Source organism: Micromonospora sp. WMMD712, assembly GCF_029581295.1.
Taxonomy (GTDB): Bacteria; Actinomycetota; Actinomycetes; order Mycobacteriales; family Micromonosporaceae; genus Micromonospora; species Micromonospora carbonacea.
In genome coordinates, this window is record NZ_CP120743.1 from 4551077 (window position 1) to 4574461 (window position 23385).

22 protein-coding genes are annotated in these 23385 nt (G+C 74.1%); 15 read left to right on the top strand and 7 right to left on the bottom strand.

All coding sequences use genetic code 11. The features are described from left to right. Positions 1-19 precede the first annotated feature (19 nt). From O7633_RS19705 to O7633_RS19745, 9 genes are all read left to right on the top strand, one after another. Positions 20-442, top strand: coding sequence for a DUF350 domain-containing protein (locus O7633_RS19705; RefSeq protein ID WP_229405662.1), 423 nt, complete (start codon positions 20-22; stop codon positions 440-442). After that, complete coding sequence (locus O7633_RS19710) at positions 442-1227, top strand: hypothetical protein (protein ID WP_282323472.1); 786 nt, start codon at positions 442-444, stop codon at positions 1225-1227. The genes O7633_RS19705 and O7633_RS19710 overlap by 1 nt, the downstream gene beginning before the upstream one ends. After that, entirely contained in the window at positions 1224-2825 is a 1602-nt protein-coding gene (locus tag O7633_RS19715) for a polyamine aminopropyltransferase (protein ID WP_282323473.1), read from the top strand. The genes O7633_RS19710 and O7633_RS19715 overlap by 4 nt, the downstream gene beginning before the upstream one ends. Before the next feature lie 40 nt (positions 2826-2865). Then, the gene (locus O7633_RS19720; protein ID WP_282328599.1) at positions 2866-3849 is read left to right on the top strand and encodes a hypothetical protein; all 984 of its coding nucleotides are present in this window, start codon (positions 2866-2868) and stop codon (positions 3847-3849) included. 119 nt (positions 3850-3968) lie between these two features. Further along, complete coding sequence (locus tag O7633_RS19725) at positions 3969-4874, top strand: hypothetical protein (RefSeq protein ID WP_278130595.1); 906 nt, start codon at positions 3969-3971, stop codon at positions 4872-4874. Positions 4875-4986: 112 nt separating this feature from the next. Next, positions 4987-5598 (top strand): hypothetical protein, encoded by a 612-nt coding sequence (locus tag O7633_RS19730; RefSeq protein WP_282323474.1) that lies wholly within the window; start codon positions 4987-4989, stop codon positions 5596-5598. A 9-nt stretch (positions 5599-5607) separates the two neighbouring features. Then, positions 5608-6417, top strand: a complete 810-nt coding sequence (locus O7633_RS19735) for an SDR family oxidoreductase (RefSeq protein WP_178062801.1) — start codon at positions 5608-5610, stop codon at positions 6415-6417. 167 nt (positions 6418-6584) lie between these two features. Continuing rightward, on the top strand, positions 6585-7124 hold the full coding sequence (pyrE, locus tag O7633_RS19740) for an orotate phosphoribosyltransferase (RefSeq protein ID WP_074475750.1): 540 nt from the start codon (positions 6585-6587) through the stop codon (positions 7122-7124). A gap of 57 nt (positions 7125-7181) precedes the next feature. After that, the gene (locus O7633_RS19745) at positions 7182-7559 is read left to right on the top strand and encodes a metalloregulator ArsR/SmtB family transcription factor (protein ID WP_007073957.1); all 378 of its coding nucleotides are present in this window, start codon (positions 7182-7184) and stop codon (positions 7557-7559) included. Between the two features lie 182 nt (positions 7560-7741). Here O7633_RS19745 and O7633_RS19750 read toward each other — a convergent pair whose 3' ends face one another. The 4 genes from O7633_RS19750 to O7633_RS19765 all read right to left on the bottom strand — a co-directional run bounded on the left by O7633_RS19750 (position 7742) and on the right by O7633_RS19765 (position 13115). Beyond that, the gene (locus O7633_RS19750) at positions 7742-8617 is read right to left on the bottom strand and encodes a DedA family protein (RefSeq protein ID WP_246384253.1); all 876 of its coding nucleotides are present in this window, start codon (positions 8615-8617) and stop codon (positions 7742-7744) included. A gap of 98 nt (positions 8618-8715) precedes the next feature. After that, entirely contained in the window at positions 8716-11238 is a 2523-nt protein-coding gene (locus O7633_RS19755) for a polynucleotide kinase-phosphatase (RefSeq protein ID WP_282323475.1), read from the bottom strand. Then, on the bottom strand, positions 11235-12713 hold the full coding sequence (locus O7633_RS19760) for a 3' terminal RNA ribose 2'-O-methyltransferase Hen1 (RefSeq protein ID WP_282323476.1): 1479 nt from the start codon (positions 12711-12713) through the stop codon (positions 11235-11237). Before O7633_RS19760 ends, O7633_RS19755 begins: the two co-directional genes overlap by 4 nt. A gap of 189 nt (positions 12714-12902) precedes the next feature. Beyond that, positions 12903-13115, bottom strand: coding sequence for a hypothetical protein (locus tag O7633_RS19765; RefSeq protein WP_282323477.1), 213 nt, complete (start codon positions 13113-13115; stop codon positions 12903-12905). Positions 13116-13243: 128 nt separating this feature from the next. Here O7633_RS19765 and O7633_RS19770 point away from each other — a divergent pair, with 128 nt between their 5' ends. From O7633_RS19770 to O7633_RS19785, 4 genes are all read left to right on the top strand, one after another. Next, positions 13244-13627, top strand: a complete 384-nt coding sequence (locus O7633_RS19770) for a phage holin family protein (protein ID WP_278130604.1) — start codon at positions 13244-13246, stop codon at positions 13625-13627. A gap of 176 nt (positions 13628-13803) precedes the next feature. Further along, complete coding sequence (gene fbaA, locus O7633_RS19775; protein ID WP_007073962.1) at positions 13804-14826, top strand: class II fructose-bisphosphate aldolase; 1023 nt, start codon at positions 13804-13806, stop codon at positions 14824-14826. A gap of 171 nt (positions 14827-14997) precedes the next feature. Next, positions 14998-15831, top strand: a complete 834-nt coding sequence (locus tag O7633_RS19780) for an IS5 family transposase (protein ID WP_229406985.1) — start codon at positions 14998-15000, stop codon at positions 15829-15831. Further along, a complete protein-coding gene (locus O7633_RS19785) occupies positions 15828-16247 on the top strand; it encodes a hypothetical protein (RefSeq protein ID WP_043960814.1) in 420 nt (139 codons plus the stop codon). Before O7633_RS19780 ends, O7633_RS19785 begins: the two co-directional genes overlap by 4 nt. Here O7633_RS19785 and O7633_RS19790 read toward each other — a convergent pair. Then, positions 16216-17517, bottom strand: a complete 1302-nt coding sequence (locus O7633_RS19790) for a hypothetical protein (protein WP_282323478.1) — start codon at positions 17515-17517, stop codon at positions 16216-16218. The two genes, O7633_RS19785 and O7633_RS19790, sit on opposite strands and share 32 nt — an antisense overlap. A gap of 325 nt (positions 17518-17842) precedes the next feature. Between O7633_RS19790 and O7633_RS19795 the strand changes: the two genes are divergently transcribed. Beyond that, the gene (locus O7633_RS19795) at positions 17843-18271 is read left to right on the top strand and encodes a DUF3151 domain-containing protein (RefSeq protein WP_043961161.1); all 429 of its coding nucleotides are present in this window, start codon (positions 17843-17845) and stop codon (positions 18269-18271) included. Positions 18272-18365: 94 nt separating this feature from the next. On the opposite strand, the gene O7633_RS19800 is transcribed toward O7633_RS19795, so the two are convergent. Together O7633_RS19800 and O7633_RS19805 are read right to left on the bottom strand one after the other, a co-directional pair. Beyond that, a complete protein-coding gene (locus tag O7633_RS19800; RefSeq protein WP_348776341.1) occupies positions 18366-20393 on the bottom strand; it encodes a chromosome partitioning protein in 2028 nt (675 codons plus the stop codon). 516 nt (positions 20394-20909) lie between these two features. Next, positions 20910-21941, bottom strand: coding sequence for a hypothetical protein (locus tag O7633_RS19805; RefSeq protein ID WP_282323480.1), 1032 nt, complete (start codon positions 21939-21941; stop codon positions 20910-20912). A gap of 122 nt (positions 21942-22063) precedes the next feature. Between O7633_RS19805 and O7633_RS19810 the strand changes: the two genes are divergently transcribed. Continuing rightward, complete coding sequence (locus O7633_RS19810; RefSeq protein WP_043961166.1) at positions 22064-23353, top strand: adenylosuccinate synthase; 1290 nt, start codon at positions 22064-22066, stop codon at positions 23351-23353. The last annotated feature ends 32 nt before the right edge of the window (positions 23354-23385 follow it).

Here is a 23385-nt window from a genome sequence, read left to right on the forward strand (position 1 = left end):
TCACCCTGGAGTGTCCCCCTTGCAGAACCTCGTCACCGATCTGCTGGTCACCCTCGCCTACGGCGTGGTCGGCGTCGTCCTGATGGGCGTCGGCTACGGGCTGGTCGACGTGGCCACCCCCGGCAAGCTGCACGAGCTGATCTGGACCGAGCGCAACCGCAACGCCGCCCTGCTGCTGTCGTCCAACCTGCTCGGCGTCGGCACCATCGTGGTCGCCGCGATCGTCGCCAGCGAGGACGACTTCGTGCTCGGCCTCGTCGGGGCGGCGGCGTACGGGATCGTCGGCCTGGTCATCATGGCCGCCGCGTTCCTGCTGCTCGACGCCGTGACCCCGGGGCGGCTCGGCGAGCTGCTGGTCGACCCGGAGCCGCACCCCGCCGTGTGGGTGTCCGCCGTCGTGCACCTTGCCACCGGCGCGATCATCGCCGCCGCGATCAGCTGATGGCCGCAGGCAAGCACCCGGGCGGCGGGCGGCCCGGCCAGCCGGCGGCGGCGAAGAAGTCGTCGGCCGCCAGCGGCTGGGTCGTCGCGCTGGTGACCGTCGTCCTCGTCGGCGGCTGCGTCGGCATCAGCGTGGTCAACGGCGACTCCGGCGGCACCACCGTCCCCGCCCCGGCGGCCGACGAGCGGGCCGACACCGTGCCGATCCTCGCCCAGGCCGCCACCAGCCAGGGCATCTGCTACGGCTGGCGGCTGGAGAGCTGGTACGCCTCCGACCCGGTCAGCGTCGGCTCCAACCTCGGCGACGGGGTCCCCGTGGTCGACGACCCGGCCTGCCCGCGCTGGGTCGAGGTGACCGCCGACGTCCGCTACACGTCGGAGAGCAGCGAGAGCAGCGACTACGCGCTCATCGACGTGAACGGCTCGCCCGACATCGACCGCGCCGACCTGTACGCCGTCGAGACCGGGCTCGCCCGCTTCGGCCTCGTGGAGGACGTGTTCGTCGACGACCCCGGCTGGGCGGTCTGCCGGGCCGCCGTGGCGCTGCCGCTGCTGCTCGCCGAGACCGGCGTGGTGCCGCCGGCCGCCGCCCCCACCGCGCAGCCCGGCGCGACCGCCGCCCCGCTGCCCGACGCCGGCAGCGACTTCTGGCGGGACCGCTGGGGCTGGCTGCTCGCCACCGGCGGGCTGCTGCTGGTCACCGCGCTGCTGTTCACCGTCGGCTTCGTGCAGCGGGGCCGGCAGCGGGCGGCGGCGTCCGTCGGGCGTACCCCGGGGAAGGCGTGACCACCGAGACGCCGGCGGCGGCGGTCGACGGCGGTGCCCCCGCCGCCGCCCGGCCGCGCTGGCGGTTGGCCCGCTCGGCGGTGCTGGTCGCGGTCTTCGTCTGCGCCGCCTGCGGCCTGGTCTACGAGCTGGCCCTGGTCGCGCTCGGCAGCTACCTGATCGGCGACGCCGTCGGGCAGGCGTCGATCGTGCTCGGCGTGATGGTCTTCGCGATGGGCGTCGGCGCGCTCGCCGCGAAGCCGTTGCAGTCCCGGGCCGCCGCCGCGTTCGCCCTGGTCGAGCTGGTCCTCGCCCTGCTCGGCGGGCTGTCGGTGCTCGGCCTCTACGCCGCGTTCGCCTGGCTCGACCTGTACGGCCCGGCGCTGGTCGGCACCGCGTTCGTGCTCGGGCTGCTCATCGGCGCGGAGATCCCGCTGCTGATGGTCATGCTGCAACGCATCCGCCAGCAGTCCGCCGGCAGCGCCGTGGCCGACCTGTTCGCCGCCGACTACGTCGGCGCGCTGCTCGGCGGGCTGGCCTTCCCGTTCCTGCTGATCCCGGTCTTCGGGCAGCTCAAGGGCGCCCTGGTGGTCGGCGCGGTGAACGCGGTGGCCGGCGTGGCGCTGGTCTGCACCGTGTTCCGGGCGGAGCTGAGCCGCCGGGCGCGCGTCGCCGTCGGCGCCGGCTCCGTCGTGGTCGCGCTCTGCCTCGGGTACGCCTGGATCACCGCCGCCGACTTCGAGGTGACCGCCCGCCAGCAGCTCTACCGCGACCCGGTGGTGCACGCCGAGCGCAGCCGCTACCAGGAGATCGTGCTGACCCGCTCGGTGCGGGAGGTCGGCCACGCCGACACCGACCTGCGGCTGTTCCTCAACGGCGACCTCCAGTTCAGCTCCGTCGACGAGTACCGCTACCACGAGGCGCTCGTGCATCCCGTGCTGAACGGCCCGCGCGGCGAGGTGCTGGTGCTCGGCGCCGGCGACGGGCTCGCGGTGCGGGAGATCCTGCGCTACCCCGACGTGCGGCGGGTGACCGTCGTCGACCTCGACCCGGCCGTGGTGGCGCTGGCCCGCAGCGAACCGCAGCTGCGCGAGCTGAACGGCGACGCGTTCGCCGACCCCCGGGTGCGGGTGGTCAACGTCGACGCGTTCGGCTGGCTGCGCTCCGCCACCGACCGGTTCGACGTGGTCGTCGCCGACCTGCCCGACCCCGACGAGACGGCCACCGCCAAGCTCTACACCGTGGAGTTCTACGCGCTGGTCCGGGCCGTGCTCGCCGACGGCGGGCGGCTCGTCGTGCAGTCCGGCTCGCCGTACTTCGCGCCCCGGTCGTACTGGTCGATCGAGGCGTCGGTACGCGAGGCCGGCTTCGCCACCGTGCCGTACCACGTCGACGTGCCCAGCTTCGGCGACTGGGGCTTCGTGCTCGCCGCGCCCGGGGCCGCCCCGCCGCCGCTGGCGCTGCCGGCCGACGCGCCCCGGCTGCGCTTCCTCACCGCCGGCACGCTGGCGTCGGCCGCGAACTTCCCCGCCGACCGGGGCCGGCTCGACGTGCCCGCCTCCACGCTGCTGCGACCCCGTGTGCTGGAGTACGCCCGCGTCGAGTGGCGCGGCTACTAGCGTCGGGACCATGGTGCGCGGACCGTCGCGTCGTCACTGGATGCCGCCCCGGGCGCTGGCCGCGGCGGCGTACCTCCAGGCGTTCGTGCTGTCCGGGGTGGCCGCCGTGCTGCTGACCCGGGTGCTCCTGCGGGCCACCGGCTACCCCCAGCTCGGCGGCGGCGGCCTGCACATCGCGCACGTGCTCTGGGGCGGCCTGCTGCTGGCCGCCGGCCTCGGCGTGGCGCTGGTCTTCCTCGGCGGCGCGGCCCGGATGACCGGCGCGATCCTCGGCGGGATCGGGTTCGGCCTGTTCATCGACGAGGTGGGCAAGTTCGTCACGGCCCGCACCGACTACTTCTACGCCCCCGCCGCCGGCATCATCTACGCCGTCTTCGCGGTGCTCGTGGTCATCACCCAGGCGGTCCGGGAGCGGACCCGGCTGATCCCCGAGGAACGCACCGCGAACGCCCTGGACGCCGTGGCCGGCGGCCTCATCGACGGGCTCACCGACCGGCGGCGGGCGCAGGTGCTGCGGCTGGCCCGGGGCTCCGGCGCGGGCACCGAGGCCGCCGTGGCCGCGCTGCTCGACGCGGTGCCCCGCCGGGAACCGCCGCCGCCCAGGTTCTGGCAGCCCTGGCTGGCCCGCGCCCGGCGGGTCGCCGTCGGGCTGACCGACCAGCGGTGGGTGGTCCGCTTCGTGGTGCTCTACCTCGTGGTGGAGCCGGCGCTGACCGTGGTCGGGGTGGCGGTCGACGGCGTCACCGGGGCGCTGGACGAACAGCGGGAGTGGGGCGCGGTGCTCGGCGTGTCGGCGTCGGCGCTGGCCACGGCGGTGCTCAGCGTCACGGCGGCGGTCCGGCTGCGGCGGGACCGGATCGGCGCGTTCCGGCTGTTCAAGCTGGCGATCCTGGTCGACCTGCTGTTCGGGCAGATCTTCAACTTCACCGTCAACCAGTTCGGGGCGGTCGCCGCGCTGGTCTTCGACCTGTTCCTGCTCGCCGTGGTGACGGCCGAGCACCGCCGGCTGTCCCGGGCCGGCTGACCCCCGCCGCGCCCGTTCGGGCGGGCCGTCGACACGACGGGCGGCCCGGCGCGGTTCGCCGACGGGCGGCACGGGACTGCGGACGATACCGTGACGTCGTGATCTAGAAGGGAGAAGTCATGGTCGATACCCACAGCACGCCGTCGCGGGCCCGTCCGGGCATCGTGACGATCTCCACCTACCTGCTCATGTTCTTCGCGCTGCTCCAGCTGTTCAACCTCGTCACGACGATCGCCGTGAGCGGCAAGCTCCGGCAGGGCTTCGAGGACGCCTTCGAGGGCACCACGGGCGGGGCCGAGGGGCTGGGCACCTTCGTCGTCGGCTTCGCCATCGGCAGCGCCGTGCTGATGCTGGTCCTCGCCCTGGTCCTGGTCGTCCTGGGGATCTTCAACAACCGCGGCAGCAACGGCAGCCGCATCACCACCTGGGTGCTCGGCGGCATCCTGCTCTGCTGCGTCGGCGGCAGCCTGCTCAACGGCGCGGCCGGCTCGATGGGCGGGCCGTCGGCCGGCGGCGACGCGCCGAGCGCCGAGGAGATCGAGCGCAGCCTGAACGCGGCGCTGCCCTCCTGGTACACCCCGGTCAGCATGCTGCTCGGGGTCGTGGGCCTGCTCGCCGTGCTGGCCGCGCTGATCCTGCTGGCCCTGCCGAAGGCGAACGAGTTCTTCCGCAAGCCGAAGCAGGGCTGGGAGCCGCCGGTCCCGGGCGCCGCCTACCCGGCGTACCCGCAGCAGCCCGGCTACCCGCCGGCCCCGGGCTACCCGGGCGCCCCCGGCCACGCGACGTACCCGCACGGCACCCACGGCTCGTCCACCCCGGACCAGCCGCCGTACCCGGACCAGCCGGGGCCGTCCGCGTCCGACCGGCCGGACCCGTACGGGCCCGGCCAGGGCGGCGACCCCGGACCGTCGCCCTCCGCCGGCTCGTCGGACTCGGGCTGGTCGTCCGGTGGCTCCTCGGACTCCGGCTCCTCGTCCGGCGGCTCGTCGGACTCCGGCTCGTCCTCGTCCTCTTCGTCGGACTGAGCGCCGGCGTCGCCCCGCCCGTGACCGCCGGGCGGGGCGACGCCGGATATCGGCGACACCGACGGTCCCTCCGAGTAGGTTCCAACCGGACGCCTACCGGAGGGACCTCGTCGTGTCGTACCCCGATCAGGCGCCGGCCCGCCGCCCCGCAGCCGTCGGGCTGGCGGCGACGGTGCTGGTGCTGATGGCCGCCGGTGCCGTGGCCTCGGCGGTCGCCGCGCTGCTCGTCCTCGGCGGCACCGTCGAGCGGTTCCGGTCGGCGGCGGCCGGCACGTCGGCCGCCGCGACGCAGGTCGACGACGTGGTCCTCCTGCTGCGGGGCGCGACGGTCGCCTCGGCGGTGGTGACGGTCCTGGTGGGCGTCGTGCTGGTCGGCCTGGCGGCCGGGCTGCGCGCCGGCCGGCCCGGGGCCCGGGTGGCGACCTGGGCGGTCTGCGGGCTGGGCGCGCTGTTCGGCTGCTGCGCGGTGACGGCGCTGGTCGGCCAGCGGGCCGTGCCGCTGCGGCTGTCCGCCGACGGCCGGTCCGCCGCCGAGCTGCTGGGCCTCGTCGGCGACGCCTACCCGGGCTTCTGGCTCGCGGTCAACGCCGCGCTTTCGGTCGGCCAGGCGCTCGGTTACCTTGGGGTAGCCGCGTTGCTGGTCTCGCCGAGCGCCAGCGCGTGGTTCCGTCGGCGGCCCCCCGCGCCGGCGCCGCCCGCCACCGCCCACCACCCGTTCCGCTGAGGACCGTCCGTGACGTCAGAGCAGGTTCCCGCCGTGCGCCGGGCGCTGGTCACCGGCGCGACGGCCGGCATCGGCGCGGAGTTCGCCCGCCGGCTCGCCGCCGACGGCTGGGCCCTGGTGCTGGTGGCACGCGACGCCGCCCGGCTCGCGGAGAAGGCCGCCGAGCTGACGGGCCGGTACGGCCACCCCGTCGAGGTGATCCCGGCGGACCTGTCCACCGCCGACGGCTGCGCCGAAGTGGAACGGCGGCTGACCGGCGACGGGCAGGTCGACCTGCTCGTCAACAACGCCGGGATCAGCCTCAACCAGCCGTTCCTGCGGTCCTCGCCGGACGACGAGTCCCGCCTGCTGGGGCTCAACGTGCACGCGGTGCTGCGGCTGACCCGCGCGGCGATCGGCCCGATGATCCGACGGGGCGACGGGGCAGTGATAAATGTCTCTTCGGTCGCCGGCTTCGGCCCCGTGATGCCGGGATCGACGTATCCGGCGAGCAAGGCGTGGGTGACGGCCTTCAGCGAGTCCATCGACCTCACCACCCGCCCGCGCGGCGTACGCGTGATGGCCCTCTGCCCTGGTTACACCCGCACCGGCGCGCACGAGCGGATCGGCATCGACATGTCCGGCACGCCCCGCCTGATGTGGCTGCGCGCCGAGCAGGTCGTCGACGAAGCCCTGCGTGACCTGCGGAAAGGGCGCTCGGTCAGCGTCCCGTCACGGCGTTACAAGCTGGCCGTCGCGGCGGTGCGGCACGCCCCACGCGGGCTGCTGCGCCGGTTCGCCCGGGACACCCGGGGCCGCGACGACCGGCACCCCGGCTGACCTGCGGCGCAGCGCCGGCAGGCCGGCTCGGCGGCGGCCCGGCCGACCCGGCCCGGCAAATCGATCGCACAGAGTAGCGGAATATCGCCAACCATCGGTCGCCCGTGGGGCTGACCGGGGTGGACCCCACACACACCTCCCAGACTTGCGCAGTACCCTCTATCGCCATGGGGGACCACGACGACCTGCGTAAATTCATCATCGACCTGGCTGTGGTCCATGGGCGGGTGGTGCTCTCCTCCGGTCGGGAGGCGGACTGGTACGTCGATCTGCGACGTGTCACGCTCCATCACCAGGCCGCTCCGTTGGTCGGTCGGGTGCTGCTCGACCTGACCGCCGACTGGGAGTACGACGCCGTCGGTGGCCTGACCCTGGGCGCCGATCCGGTGGCCCTCTCCATGTTGCACGCCGCGTCGGCGACCGACCGGTCGCTCGATGCGTTCGTCGTCCGTAAGGCGGGTAAGGCCCACGGTCTGCAACGCCGCATCGAGGGGCCGGACGTGGCCGGACGACGGGTACTGGCGGTCGAGGACACGTCGACGACGGGTGGCAGCGTGCTGACCGCAGTTGAGGCGCTGCGCGAGGCCGGAGCCGATGTAGTGGGTGTGGCGGTTATTGTTGATCGTGGCGCCGGCGACGCGGTGGAAGCCGCCGGACTGCCGTATCGGGCGGCCTATACGTTGGCTGACCTCGGCCTTGTGGCCTAAAAGTTTGCCGATTCGGATCTGCTGATATGCAGGCGGATCGATGCTGCTGGTGGAAGGATGGAATACGTGGGAACTGCGTTGGCTGAAATGACCATGCCTCAGATCTCGCCGCTTGCCGGCGAGCCGATCGAACGCGCCGACGCCGAGCGGCTGGCGGGGGTCCTCAAGGCCCTTGCCGACCCCGCCCGGCTGCGGCTGCTCAGCCTGATCCAGTCGGCCCCCGAGGGCGAAGCGTGCGTGTGCGACCTGACCGCGCCGCTCGGCCTCTCCCAGCCGACGGTCAGCCACCACCTGCGTATCCTCACCGAGGCCGGCTTGCTGGAGCGGGAGAAGCGCGGGGTCTGGGCGTACTACCGGTTGGTGCCGACCGCGATCGCCACGATCGCGGATCTGCTGACCCCGCCGCGTAAGCGGGCCACCAAGAAGGCCCGCTGACGAGGTTTCCGTTCCGGCCGTCCCGCCTCAGGACGGCATCTGGTGGCGTGCCAGGGGTGGCGTCACCATCGGACGGTGCCGGCTGCCCGGGTGACCGGCAGTCGCCTCGTTTCTTCATTGCGGCTTGAACCGATGGCCGGTCCCGTCTCGACGGGGCCGGCCATCGACGCACGCCTTCTTCCTCAGCGGCCCTCGCCGTGCTCCGGCCACCGACCGCCGCCCTGTTGCTGCGGCGGCTGCTGCCCCTGCTCGCCGCCGTGCGGGGTCTGGGCGTGGTGGTCGTGGTGGTGCTCGACCGCGTCCCGGACGGCCTCCACGGCACCGGCCGCGCTGGCGGCGGCGATCACCGTCATGACCTCGCCCCGCTTGCGGGCCCGCCGGTCGCGGAGGAACTCGAAGAAGATCGGCAGCACCGAGATCAGGATGATCAGCGCGACCACCGGCAGGATGTACCGGTCGATCTTGTCGCCGATCGCGTTGTAGATCTGCTCGGCGAGCAGGTAGCCGATCAGCAGGATGCCGTCCACCCACAGGATCGCCCCGACGACGTTCCACAGGAAGAACTGCTTCGCCGGCATGCCGAGCACCCCGGCGACCGGGTTGAGGAACGTGCGGACGATCGGGATGAACCGGGCCAGCACCACGGCCTTGGCCGGGCCGAACTTCCGGAAGTAGTGCTCGGCCTTCTCCACGTACTCCCGCTTGAACAGCCGCGAGTTGGGGCGCTCGAACATGCGCCGGCCGTACCGCGCGCCGAGCCAGTGCCCGAGCTGGGCGCCGACGATCGCGCAGATCGGACCCCCGATCAGCAGCCCGACCAGGGAGAGCCGGGTGCCGTCGCCGAAGATCGCGTCCGCCACCGGCGAGGCGGCGACGCCGGCCAGGAACAGCAGCGAGTCGCCGGGGAAGAAGAAGCCGACGAGCAGCCCGGTCTCGGCGAACAGGATCACCCAGACGCCGATCAGCCCGAAGGTCTGGAGTAGATCCTTCGGATCGAGCGGGTTCAGGGCGACGGTCTCGGAGACCGCCCGTGCCTTCTCTGCTGTGTCCACGGCCACACAGGGTACCGAACCCGGAACCGGCCGCGTCCCCCGCCGCCCCGGACCGGGACGGCCGCCGCCCCGCGTCGCCGCGGGCCGACCGCCCCGGTCCCGCCTCACAGCCGGGGGTCGACCGGCTCCGACTCGCAGGCCAGGACGGCGAAGACCAGCTCGTGCCGACGCCACAACGGAGCGCCGTCCGCCAGCGCGGCCAGGGCCGCCAGGCCGAGCGCGTGCTCGCGCAGGGCCAGCCCCCGCTTGCGCCCCAGCGACCGGCGGCGCAGCGCGGCCAACTGCTCCGGCTCGGTGTAACCAGGGCCGTAGATGATCCGCAGGTACTCCCGGCCCCGGCACTTGATGCCCGGCTGGAGCAGCGACCCCTTCGGCGACCGGGCGGCCGGCCCCGCGTACGGCTTGACGACCATGCCCTCCCCGCCGGCGGCGGTCAGCGCCAGCCACCAGTCGGTCGCGTCCGCCTCGGCCGCGGCGTCGGCCAGGTCGACGACCCGCCGCCGGGTGCCGGTGAACAGCTCCGGGTCGGCCGCGCACAACCGGTCGGCCAGGTCCAGGTGCCAGCCGTGGTCCCGCTCGACGTGGCTCGCCCCGGCCGAGGCGAGCACCGCGAACGGGGCGAGGGTCACCCCGGTCAGCCCGTCCGTCGGCCCCACGTACGCCCGGTACGCCGCCGAGTACGCCTCGACGTCGGCCCGGCGCGCCGCCATCCGCGCCCGCAGGTCGCCCACCGGCAGCCCCCGCCCGGCCGCCGCGTCCAGGGTGGCCAGCACCGCCGGCAGGGCCGCGCGACCCGCCGCGCCCACGCTCGCGTACTGCTCGCGGATCAGCCCGCCCGCCTTCGCCGACCAGGGCAGCAGCTCGCAGTCGAGCAGCAGCCAGTCGGTGTCCAGCTCGGTCCACAGCCCCGCCGCGCCGACCGCCGCCCGGACCCGGCCGAGCAGCTCGCCGTCCAGCGGCGGGCCGAAGAACGGCCGGCCCGTGCGGGTGTGCACCACCCCGCCGCCCGGCCCGAACGGGCCGCCGCCGGGGTCGCGGCAGACCAGCACCACGGCCCGCGAGCCCATGTGCTTCTCCTCGCACACCACCCGGTCGACGCCGGCCGCCCGGTAGTCGGCGAACGCCTGCGCCGGGTGCTCCAGGAACCCGTCGGCCGTCGCCGTCGAGCAGGGCGCCATCGTCGGCGGCAGCCAGGTCAGCCAGCGCGGGTCCACGGCGAAGCGGCTCATCACCTCCAGCGCGGCGGCGGCGTTCTCCGCCGGCACGGTCAGCGTCCCGTACGCGTGCTCGACGTGCCGCCGCCCGGTCACGTCGCGCAGGTCCAGCACCGCGTCGGGGCGGGCCGGGGCGGGCGCGACCAGCGGGCGGGCCGGCGCGTACCACTCCTTGACCGCCGGGACGGAGACCAGCTCCTTCTCCGGGTACCGCAGCGCCGTCAGCCTTCCGCCGAACACGCAGCCGGTGTCGACGCAGATCGTGTTGTTCACCCACTCCGGCGTCGGGGTGGGCGTGTGCCCGTACACGACCATGGCCGAGCCCCGGTAGTCGCGCGCCCACGGGTAGCGCACCGGCAGGCCGTACTCGTCGGTCTCGCCCGTGGTCTCCCCGTACAGCGCGAACGCGCGGACCCGGCCCGACGCGCGGCCGTGGTATTCCTCCTTGAGCCCGGCGTGCGCGACCACCAGCCGGCCGCCGTCGAGCACGAAGTGGCTGACCAGGCCGTCCACGAACGTCGCGACCTCGGCCACGAACGCCGGGTCCTCCGCGTCGAGCTGGGCCATCGTCTCGGCCAGGCCGTGCGTGAGCCGCACGTCCCGGCCGCGCAGCCGGCGCAGCAACTTCTGCTCGTGGTTGCCCGGCACGCAGATCGCGTGACCGGCCGCCACCATGCCCATCCCCAGGCGGAGCACCCCGGGGGAGTCCGGGCCGCGGTCCACCAGGTCACCCACGAAGACCGCGGTACGCCCGGCCGGGTGCGCCGCGTCCACCGGGCGGCCCGCGTCGTCGCGGCGCAGCACCCAGCCCAGCCGGAGCAGCAGCGCCTCCAGCTCCTCGCGGCAGCCGTGGACGTCGCCGACGACGTCGAACGGGCCGGTCAGCTCCCGCCGGTCGTTGAACAGCTTCGCGTAGCGGATCCGCGCCGCGTCGATCTCGTCGACGCCACGCAGCACGTGCACCTTCCGGAAGCCCTCCCGGGCCAGCCGCCCGTACGACTGCCGCAGGTCCCGCTGCATCCGGGTCAGCACCTGCCGGCCGTGGGTGCGGTCGGCCCGCCCCTGCGTGCGCTCCCACGCCACCGCCTCCGGGACGTCCAGCACGATCGCCACCGGCAGCACGTCGTGCTCCCGGGCCACCCGCACCAGCCCGGCGCGGGCGTGCGGCTGGAGGTTGGTGGCGTCCACGACGGTGAGCAGGCCCCGCCGCAGCCGGATCCCCGCCACGTGGTGCAGGGCGTCGAACGCGTCGGCGGAGGCCGACTGGTCGTTCTCGTCGTCGGCGACCATGCCCCGGAACGCGTCGGAGGAGAGCACCTGGCTCGGCGCGAAGTGCCGCCGGGCGAAGGTGGACTTGCCGGAGCCGGAGACGCCGACCAGCGCCACCAGGGCCAGCTCGGGAATCTCGATCATGCGGCCCTCCCCTTCGTGCCCGTTCCTGCGGTTGTCGTCGTTGCGCCGGTCGTCGTCCCGGCGGTGCGGAACACGGCGAGCTGGGTGGGCGGGCCCACCTCCGGGTCGTCGTCGCCGACGCCCCGGACCTCCGCCGTGTAGCCGTACGTCGCCGCGACCCGGTCCACCCAGGCCGCGAACTCGGCCCGGGTCCACTCGAAACGGTGGTCGGCGTGCCGGAACCGGCCCGCGCCCAGCCCCTCGTAGCGGACGTTGTGCTCGACGTTCGGCGTGGTCACCACGACCGTCGCCGGCCGGGCGTGGCCGAACACGGCGTCCTCCAGCGCCGGCAGGCGCGGCGGGTCGACGTGCTCGATCACCTCCATCAGGACCGCCGCGTCGTAACCGCGCAGCCGGTCGTCCCGGTAGGTCAGGGCGGACTGCCACAGCCGGATCCGGTCCCGCTGCCGCTCCGGCAGCCGGTCCAGCCGCAGCCGGCGGGCCGCCAGCGTCAGCGCGTGGGCGGACACGTCGGTGCCGACGACCTCCGTGAACCGCCGGTCACCCACCAGGGCGGACAGCAGCGCGCCGGGGCCGCAGCCGAGGTCCAGCACCCGGGTCGCCCCGCTTTCCGCGAGCGCGGCGAGCACCGCCTCCCGGCGGCGCAGCGCCAGCGCCGGCCGGCGCGGGACCTCCGCGCGGTCCTCCTCGGCCACGCTGTCGACCGGCGGCTCCTCGGCCAGCCGCTGCTCGGCGAGCCGGGCCATCGCCTCCCCCGCCAGCGCGCGGCGGTGGGCCAGGTAGCGGCGGGTGATGGTGGCCCGCTCCGGGTGGTCGGCGAGCCAGCCCGCACCGGCCCGGAGCAGCTTGTCGATCTCGTCCGGGGCGACCCAGTAGTGCTTCGCGTCGTCGAGGACGGGCAGCAGCACGTACAGGTGGTTGAGGGCGTCGGCGAGCCGCAGCGTGCCGGTGAGCGTCAGGTCGACGTACCGGCTGTCGCCCCACTGCGGGTGCGTCTCGTCGAGCGGGATCGGGGCGGCCGTCACGGCCCAGCCCAGCGGGGCGAACACCCGGGCCGCCAGGTCGCCGCCGCCCCGGCAGCGCAGCACGGGGACCCGCACCTGGAGCGGGATCGGCGCGGCGGCCAGCTCCGGCCGGTCCCGGGACTCGCCGCGCAGGGCCGAGCGGAACACCTTGGCCAGCGCCGAGGCCAGCAGGCTCGACGCGGCGTACGGCCGGTCGTTGACGTACTGGCCGAGGGTGAAGGTGTCCGGGGTGGCCGCCTGCCGGCGGCCCCGGCCCTGCCCGCCGGCCAGCCGCAGCGGGTCGACGTCGACGATCAGGGCGGCCGTGCAGCGCTGCTCGTCGGCCTCGGGGTAGAGCACGTGCGCCGCGCCGACGGGCAGCTCGAAGGAGTGCATCCGGTCCGGATGCTTGACGAGCAGGTAGCCGAGGTCGGTGGCGGGGCGGTGCGTCGTGGTGAGGGTGAGCAGCACGGTCCCATGGTGTCAGGCGTGTCGATCTTGCGTCGTCCGCTTTTCGGTGCCTGGTGGGTTGCGGTGGGGGTTTCCGGGGAGCCCCGCCCGCTCCGGGCGGTCAGGCTTGATCCCTGCGCGGGCGGGGCTCCCCGGAAACCCTTCGTGGTGTCGGCCCGTACGCCGCCGCCGGCTGGGCGGGCGGCCCGGTCAGCGGTAGTCGTCCTCGTCGCCGGCGACGATCCGGGCCTGTTCCATGGCGTCCCAGTCGCCGACCTCCAGGCCCCGGCTCGGCTCGCCCTCGCCGTCGGCCGGGTCGGTGGAGGTGGCCTGCTCCACGGCGTCGGCCGCCGGGGCCTCCGGGTCCCGCTCCTCCGGCGCGAGGTGGTCGCTCGGGGTGAAGTCCTCGTCGGGCTGACCCATCGTCCCTCCCTGAATCGGCGGAAAGCTACCCACACCGTACGGGCTGATCAGGGCCGCCGCTCGGCGGCGGGTGGCCGAGTCGGTGGATTCCCCCCTCCGGACCGGGCCGGCGGTGCCAGGATGGTGCCGTGGGCTTCCTGATCCGGCTGGCGATCACCGCGATCGCGTTGTGGATCACCACGTTGATCGTGCCCGGCGTCGAGGTGGGCGGGCGCACCGGTGGCAACACCGCGCTGACCCTGGTGGCGGTGGCGTTGATCTTCGGCGTGGTAAACGCCGTGCTCAAGCCCGTGATCAAGGTGGTGGGCTGCGTCTTCTACCTGCTGACCCTGGGGCTGTTCGCGCTGGTGGTCAACGCGCTGCTGTTCCTGTTGACCGACTGGATCGCCCGCCAGCTGGACCTGCCGTTCCGGGTGGAGGGTTTCTGGCCCGCGTTCTGGGGGGCCATCGTCATGGCGGTGGTGAGCTGGCTGATCAGCGTCGCGGTGCCCGACAGCCTGGCGGAACGGTGAGGCTCCGACCGCCGTCCCGGGCCCGGCGGGCGGCCCGCGGAGGGGTCGGCCCCGGGCCGGTTTCGCTCGTGGCCACCTCCTGCGGGATACTTCCGGCGGAGGACAGCGCGGTCCGGCGCACCCACGGAAGACAGCGGCCGGTGACGGCCGACAGCGGTAAGTAAGGAGCGTTCGACATGCCCATCGCTTCCCCCGAGGTCTACGCGGAGATGCTGGACCGCGCCAAGGCGGGCCGGTACGCGTACCCCGCGATCAACGTGACGTCCTCGCAGACGCTGAACGCGGCGCTCAAGGGCTTCGCCGACGCGGAGAGCGACGGCATCATCCAGGTCTCCACCGGCGGCGCGGAGTACCTCTCCGGTCCGTCCGTGAAGGACATGGTCACCGGCGCGGTGGCGTTCGCCGCCTACGCGCACGAGGTCGCCAAGAAGTACCCGGTCAACGTCGCGCTGCACACCGACCACTGCCCGAAGGACAAGCTGGACAAGTTCGTCCGGCCCCTGATGCAGATCTCCAAGGAGCGGGTCGCCGCCGGCCAGGAGCCGCTGTTCCAGTCGCACATGTGGGACGGCTCCGCCGTGCCCGTGGCGGAGAACCTGGAGATCGCCGCCGAGCTGCTCGACCGCGCCGCCGAGGCCAAGATCGTTTTGGAGATCGAGGTCGGCGTCGTCGGTGGCGAGGAGGACGGCGTCGAGAACGCCATCAACGACAAGCTCTACACCACCGTCGAGGACGGCCTGGCCATGGTCGAGGCGCTCGGCCTGGGCGAGAAGGGCCGCTACATGGCGGCGCTGACCTTCGGCAACGTGCACGGCGTCTACAAGCCGGGCAACGTGAAGCTCCGCCCGGAGATCCTGAACAACATCCAGGAGGCCGTCGCCGCCAAGTACGGCAAGGAGAAGCCGCTCAGCCTGGTCTTCCACGGCGGCTCCGGCTCGCTGCTGTCCGAGATCCGCGAGGCGCTGGACTACGGCGTGGTGAAGATGAACATCGACACCGACACCCAGTACGCCTTCACCCGGCCCGTCGCCGACCACATGTTCCGCAACTACGACGGCGTGCTGAAGATCGACGGCGAGGTCGGCAACAAGAAGCAGTACGACCCGCGCACCTGGGGCAAGCTCGCCGAGGCCGGGCTCGCCGCCCGCGTCGTCGAGGCCTGCGAGCACCTGCGTAGCACCGGCACCAAGCTCAAGTGATGTAAGGAAGGGCCCCTTGTTATCGCCAAAGCGATAACAAGGGGCCCTTCCTTGCACCTAGCCCGCCGTCAGAGGGTGGTTCGGTAGCTTCCGTCCATTGTGGGTTTGGGCCGGCATGTGAATGTGAGGCGTGGTCGTAACCGGTAGGGCTCCGGCCGCGTTGGGCCGATCATGGGTGAGCGTGCGGCGTATCCGAGCGACCTGAACGATGATCAGTGGGCGGTGGTCGGGCCGTTCCTGCAGGCGTGGAAGGACCGGCACCCGTCGGTGTCGGGGCATCAGGGTCGGTACGAGTTGCGGGAGATCGTGAACGCGATCTTCTACCAGAACCGGACCGGGTGTCAGTGGGCGTACCTGCCGCACGACCTGCCGCCGAAGTCGGCCACCTACTACTACTTTGCCCTGTGGCGTGATGACGGCACCGACCAGGTGATTCATGATCTGCTGCGGTGTCAGGCGCGGGAGAAGGCCGGCCGTCGGGAGGATCCGACCGCGGTGGTGTTGGATACCCAGTCGATCCGGGCGGCGAACCACGTCCCGGCCGCGACGACCGGCAAGGACGCCGCGAAGAAGGTCCCAGGCCGGAAGCGGGGCCTCGCGGTCGACGCCCTCGGGTTGATCATCGCCGTGGTGGTCACGGCGGCGTCGGTCACCGACAACGCGATCGGCATCCGGCTGCTGGACAACGTCCTCGCGCACACCCCGACGGTGACCAAGGCGTGGGTCGACGCCGGGTTCAAGGACGACGTGCAGATCCACGGCGCGATTAACGGTATCGACGTCGAGCAGGTCCTTCGGTCCGACACGACCGCCGGGTTCGTGCCGGTGAAGCGCCGGTGGGTGGTCGAGCAGACCCACGGCACGCTGATGCTGCACCGCCGCCTGGTCCGCGAGTACGAAAGCCGACCGGCCTCGGCGGTGTCCCGCACCTGGTGGGCCTCGACGGCGAACCTGGTGCGTCGGTTGACCGGCACCGCCACCACGTCTTGGCGCTACCAACGGTGACCCAGCCGACGCTGCTGACCCTGCTCACCGAACGCGAAACCGCCGCCGTCCTCGCCGTTGAGCGGCTCCGCACCCAGATCGCCTCCCTCGACGAGCAACTCACCGCAGCCGAGACCGAGGTCGCCGAACTCGCCATCACCCGCAAGACGCTCCTGAGCCTGGGCGGCCCACTCGACACGACGGCACCTGCTGATCCGACCGTCGCCAGCCCCGCCTACCAACAGATCCTTGCCGTATTCCACGCCGGGACCGCGCCGATGCGCGCCAAGGACATCTGCCAGGCCCTCGGCACCGGCGCCACCGCCAAGGACACCGAGAATCTCCGCGCCAAGCTCAAACGCCTCGTCGCCCGCCAGATCCTCACCGAACCCGAGGCCGGACTGTTCACCCTGGCCCCGCCGACGACCTCGGCGTAACCCCACCAGCAGGGCCTCCAACGAACCGCCAAGCCCACACCAGACAAAGGCTCCCAAACCACCCTCTCAGGACGCGGACCGCCTCGTGCACGTCGTCGGTGAGGTGCACCGTGCCCGACAGGTCGCCGAACGGCGAGGCGGCCAGCAGCGGGCGCAGCAGCGACTCCACCGGCAGCTCCGCCGTCCAGTACGCCCGGTCGAGGAAGACGTACGCGCCGCTCGCCCCGTCCGTGCCGTAGTACGTCTTCGTCGCCGCCTGGAACACCTCCTGCACCGTGCCGGCGCGGCCCGGCGCGAAGACGATCCCGCCCCGGGCCAGCCGCAGGATCGTGTCCTCCCGGATGGCGTTCGAGAAGTACTTCGCGATCCGCCCCGCGAACAGGTTCGCCGGCTCGTGCCCGTACAGCCAGGTGGGGATGGCCAGCCCGCCGGCCCGCGCCCAGCCCAGGTCCAGGTTGAGGTCCGGGTCGCGCTGCCGGGGCACCGCCGGGGCGTACCGCACCCGGACCTCCAGGGCGGCGGACGTGTACCGGTCGTGGTCGGTGAAGTCCGGCGCGGTCGCGAGCAGGTCGATCGCCGCCGTCAGCTCCCCGGCCGGGCGGGTCGACAGGTACGCGCCCAGGTTGGCCGCCTCCATCACGCCCGGCCCGCCGCCGGTCACCACCAGCCGGTCGGCCCGCGCCAGCTCCCAGCCCAGCACCGCGGCCATCCGGTACGGCACGCTGCCCCGGCGCACCGCGTGCCCGCCCATCACGCCCACCACGGACTGCGGCCCGTGCGTGGCCAGCCAGGCGCGGGTGGCGTCGACCAGCGCGTTGTCCACGCCGTGATCGTGCAGCCGCTGACCGAGCGCCTCCCGGACGTCCGGCAGCGCACCGCCGTGCGCCCGGAAGTGCTCGTACACCCGGGTGTCGTACATGCCGGCGAAGCCGCCCTCGGCGAACCCGGCGGCCAGGTCCTCGGGGGTGTAGAGGTGCGAGGGCTGGGTCGGGTACGGCAGCCCGGAGAAGGGCGGCACCACGTTCGCGCCGCGCCGGACCAGGTCCGCGCCCACCTCGCGGGAGGCGAACCGGCAGCCGACGAAGAGGGTGCCCGTCACCTCCGTCCCGCTCAGGTCGGGGATCGGGTCCACGTCGAGGCGCAGGCCCTGCACGGTGAGCCCGGCCAGGCTTCCGCCGGACAGCCGCTGTTCGAACGCGCTGCGGGTCTCGATCTCGGTGGCGCTGGTGTCGTGCGGGGAGATGACGTCCGCGGGAGGTGGGGTCGGCACGACGCCATCCTGCCCACCCCGGTCAACCCCGCAAACCATCGCGTACGCACAGGAGCCCGGTGGCGAGGCCACCGGGCTCCTGCTCCAACCGGGTCCTGGGGAGGCTCCGGACCAATAGTTGTAGTGGAAAACACCACCCGCCGGCATGGGCCGCAGGTCCGGCCCCGGGAACCGCAGGTCCGGCCGGGGCGGACCGCAGGTCCGGCCATCGTGGACCGCAGGGTCGGCGTCACGACCACAGGCGTGACGAAAGCCTCAACCGTTCAGGTGGCCGGGTCTGCGGACCCCCTCGCGCGGCGCAGAGCGAAGCGGGTTGAATGGGACGATGCAGAACCTGTTGCCTGAGCCGCCGGCCACCCTCCTGCCGGCCCACGACGAGGCCGACACCGCCTTGGCCGCCGCCAAGGAGGCCGGCACCGACGAGGCGTACGCCGAGGTCGCGGCCCGCTTCCCGACCTACAGTGCGGGCTGGGGTGCGCTCGCGAGCCGGGCCCTGGCCGACGGCCAGGTCGTCCCCGCGTACGCCTACGCCCGGACCGGATACCACCGGGGCCTCGACCAGTTGCGCCGCAGCGGCTGGAAGGGCCACGGCCCGGTGCCCTGGTCGCACGCGCCGAACCGGGGCTTCCTGCGCTGCCTCTACGTGCTCTCCCGGGCCGCCGGCGAGATCGGCGAGGCGGACGAGGCCGCGCGCTGCGCCCAGTTCCTGCGCGACTGCGACCCGGCCGCCGGGGACGCCCTGGCCAGCGCCTGACCTCTCCCGAGCAGGTGCGGCGGCCGGTCCGACACCCGTCGGACCGGCCGCCGCGCTGGCCAGGGCCGCCGCGCCGGTCGGAACCGGGTGCCGGTCAGAGGCCCTCGGCCACCGATGCGGCGATCTTCAGCCAGGCGTCGCGGGTGGCCGACGAGAGCTGCCCGTACCGGATCGGCTCCCCGGTGTCGATCAACCGCTCGTACGGGGCGAGCAGCACCGCCCGGGTCCGGGCCGCGAAGTGCTCCTGGATGGCGGGCAGGTCGATCTCCTTGCGCGACGGCGGCATGGACACCACCGTCACCGCCTGCCGGACCAGCCGGTGCCGGCCGCTCTGCTCCAGGTGGTCGAGCATCCGGGCGGCCGTCTCCGCCGAGTCGTTACGGGCCGACATGGTCACCACGAGCTGGTCGGTGGCGTCCATCGCGGCCTGCCAGTTCTGCGCCCGGACGTTGTTTCCGGTGTCCACGAAGATCAGCTTGTAGAACCGGCTGACCACCTCCCGGATCTCGGCGAACGCCGACGCGGTGAGCATCTCCCCGCCGGTGGCCGACTCGTCCGAGGCGAGCACGTCGAACATGCCCTCGCCCTGCGAGCGGACGTACTGCGACAGGTCGCCGACCCGCCCGTGCGCGCCCTGGAACTGGCCGAGATCACGCAGCATGTCGCGCACCGTGCGGGAGTGGAAGTCCTGCTGGGCGCGCATCCCCAGGGTGCCCTGAGTCTCGTTGTTGTCCCAGGCCAGCACGTACCCGCCGCGCTTCTGGCCGAAGGTCATGGCGAGCAGCAGGATGGCCACGGTCTTGCCCGCGCCGCCCTTCGGGTTGACCACGGTCACCTGGCGCAGCCCACCGAAGTTGCGGCGCACCATCTCGATGTCGCGGCGCATCTCCTGCTCGTGCCGCCCCGGCGCGAGCTTGATCAGCCCCGTCTTGTTCACCACCGCCCGTACGCCCATCGTGGCCACCGGGTCGGCCGGGCGCACCTGTCGGCGGCGGGCGAAGTCCTCGGCGGTCGGCGCGACCCCGGTGTCCGGCGTCCACGCCGGCTCCGGGTACCCCGGCGGCACCCGGGTCACCCCGTCGGCCTCCCGGTACGGCGGCTGCGGCACCGGTGCCACCGGCTGCCGGGCCGGCGTGGGCTGCTGCGGCGTCGGCTGCGGCGGCCAGCCCGGCGGGTACCACCCCGTCGTGGCCGGCTGCCCGATCCCGGGTTGCCCCGCAACCGGGTGGGCCTGGTCGGGGTGCCCCTGGCCGGGCCGCCTCGGGCCGGGCGGGGCCGCGTCGGGCCGGGCCGGGCCGGGCGGCTGCTGCTGCGGCCCGGGACCCCACCCCGCCGACGCCTCGCCGGCCGTGGCCGGATAGCCCTCCGCGTACGGCTCGACCGGCCCGGCGACGGCCGGCGGGTACGGGCTGGGGGCCAACGGCCCGGGCGGGTTCATCACCGGCGGGAACGGCCCGGGCGGCTGCGGCGGCGCTGCCTCGACCGTGCGCGGCACCCCGTCGGCCGGCTGCGGCGGCACCGCCTCGACCGGGCGCGGCACCCCGTCGGCAGGACCCGGCGGTGCGGGACGGGCCGCGGTTACGGTCGGCTGCGGCGGTGCCGGGCGCGCCTCCGCCCCGGTCGCCCGCGACGGTGCGGGCCGCTGCGGCGGCAGCGCCCACGGCGACTCGGCCACCCGCCCCCCGCCCGGCCCCTCCGCGCCGCCGGCCGCACCGTTGCTGTTCGTGGCGGTGGCCCCGGCCGCCGGCGCGCCCGGTGCCGCAGTCGGCCCGGCCGCCGGCACGCCCGGTGCCGCCATCGGCCCGACCGCCGTCACGCCGGGTGCCACCGGGATCGGCCCGGCGGCCGTCGTCCCGTCGGTGGCGACAGGACCCCCGGCGGCCGTGGGCTGCTCCGGCAGCGCGGTGTCGCCCGGCGGCCCGCCCAAGTCGCCCGGGAGCGGGCCCGGCGCTGCCTGCGGGTCCAGGGTGAAGGGCAGGTGCAGGTCGACCGGACCGGGCGTCGGCTGCCCCGCCCGGGGAGCCGGCACCCCGCCCACGGCGGGCGGTGCCCAGGCCGTCTCCGCCGGCACCGGCGCATGACCGCCCGTGCCGGGCGCGGCCCAGGTATCGGGCCTGTCCATGCCGTGTGCCGTCCAGGCGTCGCGCCCGTCCGTGCCGGGTGCGGCCCAGGTATCGGGCCCGTCCGTGCCGGGCGCGGCCCAGGCGTCCGGCCCCGGCCCGCCCTGCTCCGGGCCCGTCGCCGCGAACCCCTCGCCCGGCGACCCGACTCCCTGGTCGGAGGGCGGCGCGTAGGCGCCCGGCGTGGCCCCCAGCGACGGGTAGGCGTCGGAGGCGACGAACGACGGCTCGGCCTCCTCCCGGTACGGCACGGGACCCGCCGCGGTTGTCGTGGCCCACGCCGGAGCGGCGCCGGCCCACCCGGGGCCGGTCGCTTCCGGCGGCCAGAGCGGCTCGATGTCCCGCTCCGGCACCGGCTGCTGGCCGGGCACGTGGACCCGGTCGGCGTTGTCGTCCACGCGGTTCCTCCCAATTCCTCCTGCCGAGGATAGGCCCCGGAGCCGAGCCGCCAGGATCGACGCCGGTCTCCGCCGGCGTACCCGGTGTGGTGCGGACGGCCGACCCGGAGGCGCGCCGGGTCAGGCCGTGTAGACCGCCCAGGCCGCGGGCTCGACCCACCAGGACCGCTTCCGGCTCAGTTCGCCCTCGACCCCGTCGTCGAGGTACGGCACCCGCTCGTCACGCGGCACGACGGCCACCGCGCGCCCCCGCGCGCGGCGTACCTCGAACCGCACCCGTTTCCTACCCAACGTCGAGCGGGTCACCACGGGAACGGCCACCGCCACCTCGACCAGCCCGTCCGTCGGGTCGCCGGCGGTGAGCAGCGGCAGCGCGTCGAGCCGGGCGTACCCGGCCGCGTTGCCGATCGCGCAGGCCAGCAGCGGGTCGTCGCCGGCCGAGAGCACGGCGTCGTCCACCTCGACGCGTCCCCGCCAGTGCAGCGGCCGGCCGGCGTCGTCGGCGGCACCGATCAGCGCGCCGTCCAGGGTCACCGAGCCGCCGTCGTTGCGCAGCAGGTCCAGCCGCCGGACGGTGCCGTCCAGCACCGCGGCGGCCACCCCCGCCGGGTCGCGCGGCAGGCCGAGCTGCGCGGCCAGGTCCCGCTGCCCGCCGCCCCGGGCCGGGTCGAGCGGGAGTACGCCCACCGGCGGCAGGTCCGGCACCGTGCGGTTGCCGGGCAGGTCGGCCGGGCGGCGGCTGGGCGGTGGGGCGTACCGCCGGACGAGCCGGCGCACGACGGCGCGCAACTGGCCGTCGCTGGCCGTGGCGACGACCAGCCGGGTCTTCGAGTCCGGGTCGGGCCAGGTGAGCCCGTCGGGCCGGGGCGGGCCGTCGAGCCGGGCGAGCACCTCGTCGATCTCCGCATCCGAGCGGGCGGTGACCGTCTCCACCCGGGCGCCCCGGGCGGTCAGGGCGTCCGCGCAGGCCAGCACCGGCACCCGGGGGGTCTCGCAGTGCTGTCCGGCCGGGGCGTGACCGTCGTCACCGGTCGCCCGGCCGTCGGTCGTCGCGTCACCGCCGTCGCCTCCGCAGCAGGCCCCGCCGCTGCCGCAGGCCCCGCCGGGAGCGTCCCGCCCCGAGCCGAGGGTGAGCAGCACCACGTCGTACACGAAGGAGCCTCCTGCCTCTCGACGAACCCCTGCCGGTCCCGCCGTGACCTCTTGTTAGCCTGACACCCCGGGCTCGCTTACCGGTCGCCACCTGGCACCCGAGCCTTCTGGAGGCGGAGAAGATGCCAGCGATCGTGCTCATCGGCGCTCAGTGGGGCGACGAGGGCAAGGGCAAGGTTACCGACCTGCTGGGTGAGCGGGTCGACTACGTCGTGCGCTACTCCGGCGGCAACAACGCCGGCCACACGGTGATCACCCCGGACGGGCAGAAGTACGCGCTGCACCTGATGCCGTCGGGCGCGCTCTCGCCGAGCGCGATGATCATCATCGGCAACGGCGTGGTGGTCGACCCGAAGGTGCTGCTCACCGAGATCGACGGCCTCGCCGAGCGCGGCGTGGACGTCTCCCGGCTGCGCATCTCCGGCGACGCGCACCTGATCATGCCGCACCACCGGGCTTTGGACCGGGTGGTCGAGCGCTACCTGGGCAGCGCCCGGATCGGCACCACCGGCCGGGGCATCGGCCCGGCGTACGGCGACAAGGTCGCCCGGATGGGCATCCGGCTCCAGGACCTGCTCGACCCGGGCATCCTGCGCAAGAAGCTGGAGCTCGCCCTGCGCGAGAAGAACCAGATCCTGTTCAAGGTCTACAACCGCAAGGCGATCGACGTCGACGCGACCGTCGAGGAATACCTGGCGTACGCCGAGCGGCTCAAGCCGTACATCGCCGAGACCCGGGTGATGCTCTGGGACGCCCTGGACCGGGGCGAGACGGTGCTGCTGGAGGGTGCCCAGGCCACCATGCTCGACATGGACCACGGCACGTACCCCTTCGTGACCTCGTCGAACCCGACGGCGGGCGGGGCGTGCGTGGGCGCGGGGATCCCGCCGACCGCGATCAACAAGGTCATCGCGGTGAGCAAGGCGTACACGACGCGGGTGGGCTCCGGCCCGTTCCCCACCGAGCTGTTCGACGACAACGGGCAGCACCTGCGCAAGGTCGGCCACGAGTACGGCACGACCACCGGCCGCGAGCGGCGCTGCGGCTGGTTCGACGCCGTCGTCGCCCGGTACGCCTGCCGCCTCAACGGCGTCACCGACCTGGTGATCACCAAGCTGGACGTGCTCACCGGCCTGCCGAAGGTCCCGCTCTGCGTCGGCTACGAGATCAACGGCGAGCGCTTCGACGACATGCCGATGACGCAGACCGACTTCCACCACGCGACTCCGATCTACGAGGAGCACGACGGCTGGTGGGAGGACATCACCAAGGCGCGGACCGAGGACGAGCTGCCGGAGAACGCCCGCCGCTACATCGCGCGCATCGAGGAGCTCTGCGGCACCCGCGTCAGCGTGGTGGGCGTGGGCCCGGGCCGCGAGGAGAACGTCACCCGCCACCCCCTCCTCCCCTGAGGGGCGGGGAAGGGGCGGACGAGGGGTCGGTA

Coding starts and splice junctions, on each gene's coding strand:
- O7633_RS19710 (WP_282323472.1), top strand. CDS start 442: ATGGCCGCAGGCAAGCACCCGGGCGGCGGGCGGCCCGGCCAGCCGGCG.
- O7633_RS19720 (WP_282328599.1), top strand. CDS start 2,866: ATGCCGCCCCGGGCGCTGGCCGCGGCGGCGTACCTCCAGGCGTTCGTG.
- O7633_RS19725 (WP_278130595.1), top strand. CDS start 3,969: ATGGTCGATACCCACAGCACGCCGTCGCGGGCCCGTCCGGGCATCGTG.
- pyrE (WP_074475750.1), top strand. CDS start 6,585: ATGGGGGACCACGACGACCTGCGTAAATTCATCATCGACCTGGCTGTG.
- O7633_RS19745 (WP_007073957.1), top strand. CDS start 7,182: ATGGAATACGTGGGAACTGCGTTGGCTGAAATGACCATGCCTCAGATC.
- O7633_RS19755 (WP_282323475.1), bottom strand. CDS start 11,238: ATGATCGAGATTCCCGAGCTGGCCCTGGTGGCGCTGGTCGGCGTCTCC.
- O7633_RS19765 (WP_282323477.1), bottom strand. CDS start 13,115: ATGGGTCAGCCCGACGAGGACTTCACCCCGAGCGACCACCTCGCGCCG.
- fbaA (WP_007073962.1), top strand. CDS start 13,804: ATGCCCATCGCTTCCCCCGAGGTCTACGCGGAGATGCTGGACCGCGCC.
- O7633_RS19780 (WP_229406985.1), top strand. CDS start 14,998: ATGGGTGAGCGTGCGGCGTATCCGAGCGACCTGAACGATGATCAGTGG.
- O7633_RS19795 (WP_043961161.1), top strand. CDS start 17,843: ATGCAGAACCTGTTGCCTGAGCCGCCGGCCACCCTCCTGCCGGCCCAC.
- O7633_RS19800 (WP_348776341.1), bottom strand. CDS start 20,393: ATGGACAGGCCCGATACCTGGGCCGCGCCCGGCACGGGCGGTCATGCG.
- O7633_RS19810 (WP_043961166.1), top strand. CDS start 22,064: ATGCCAGCGATCGTGCTCATCGGCGCTCAGTGGGGCGACGAGGGCAAG.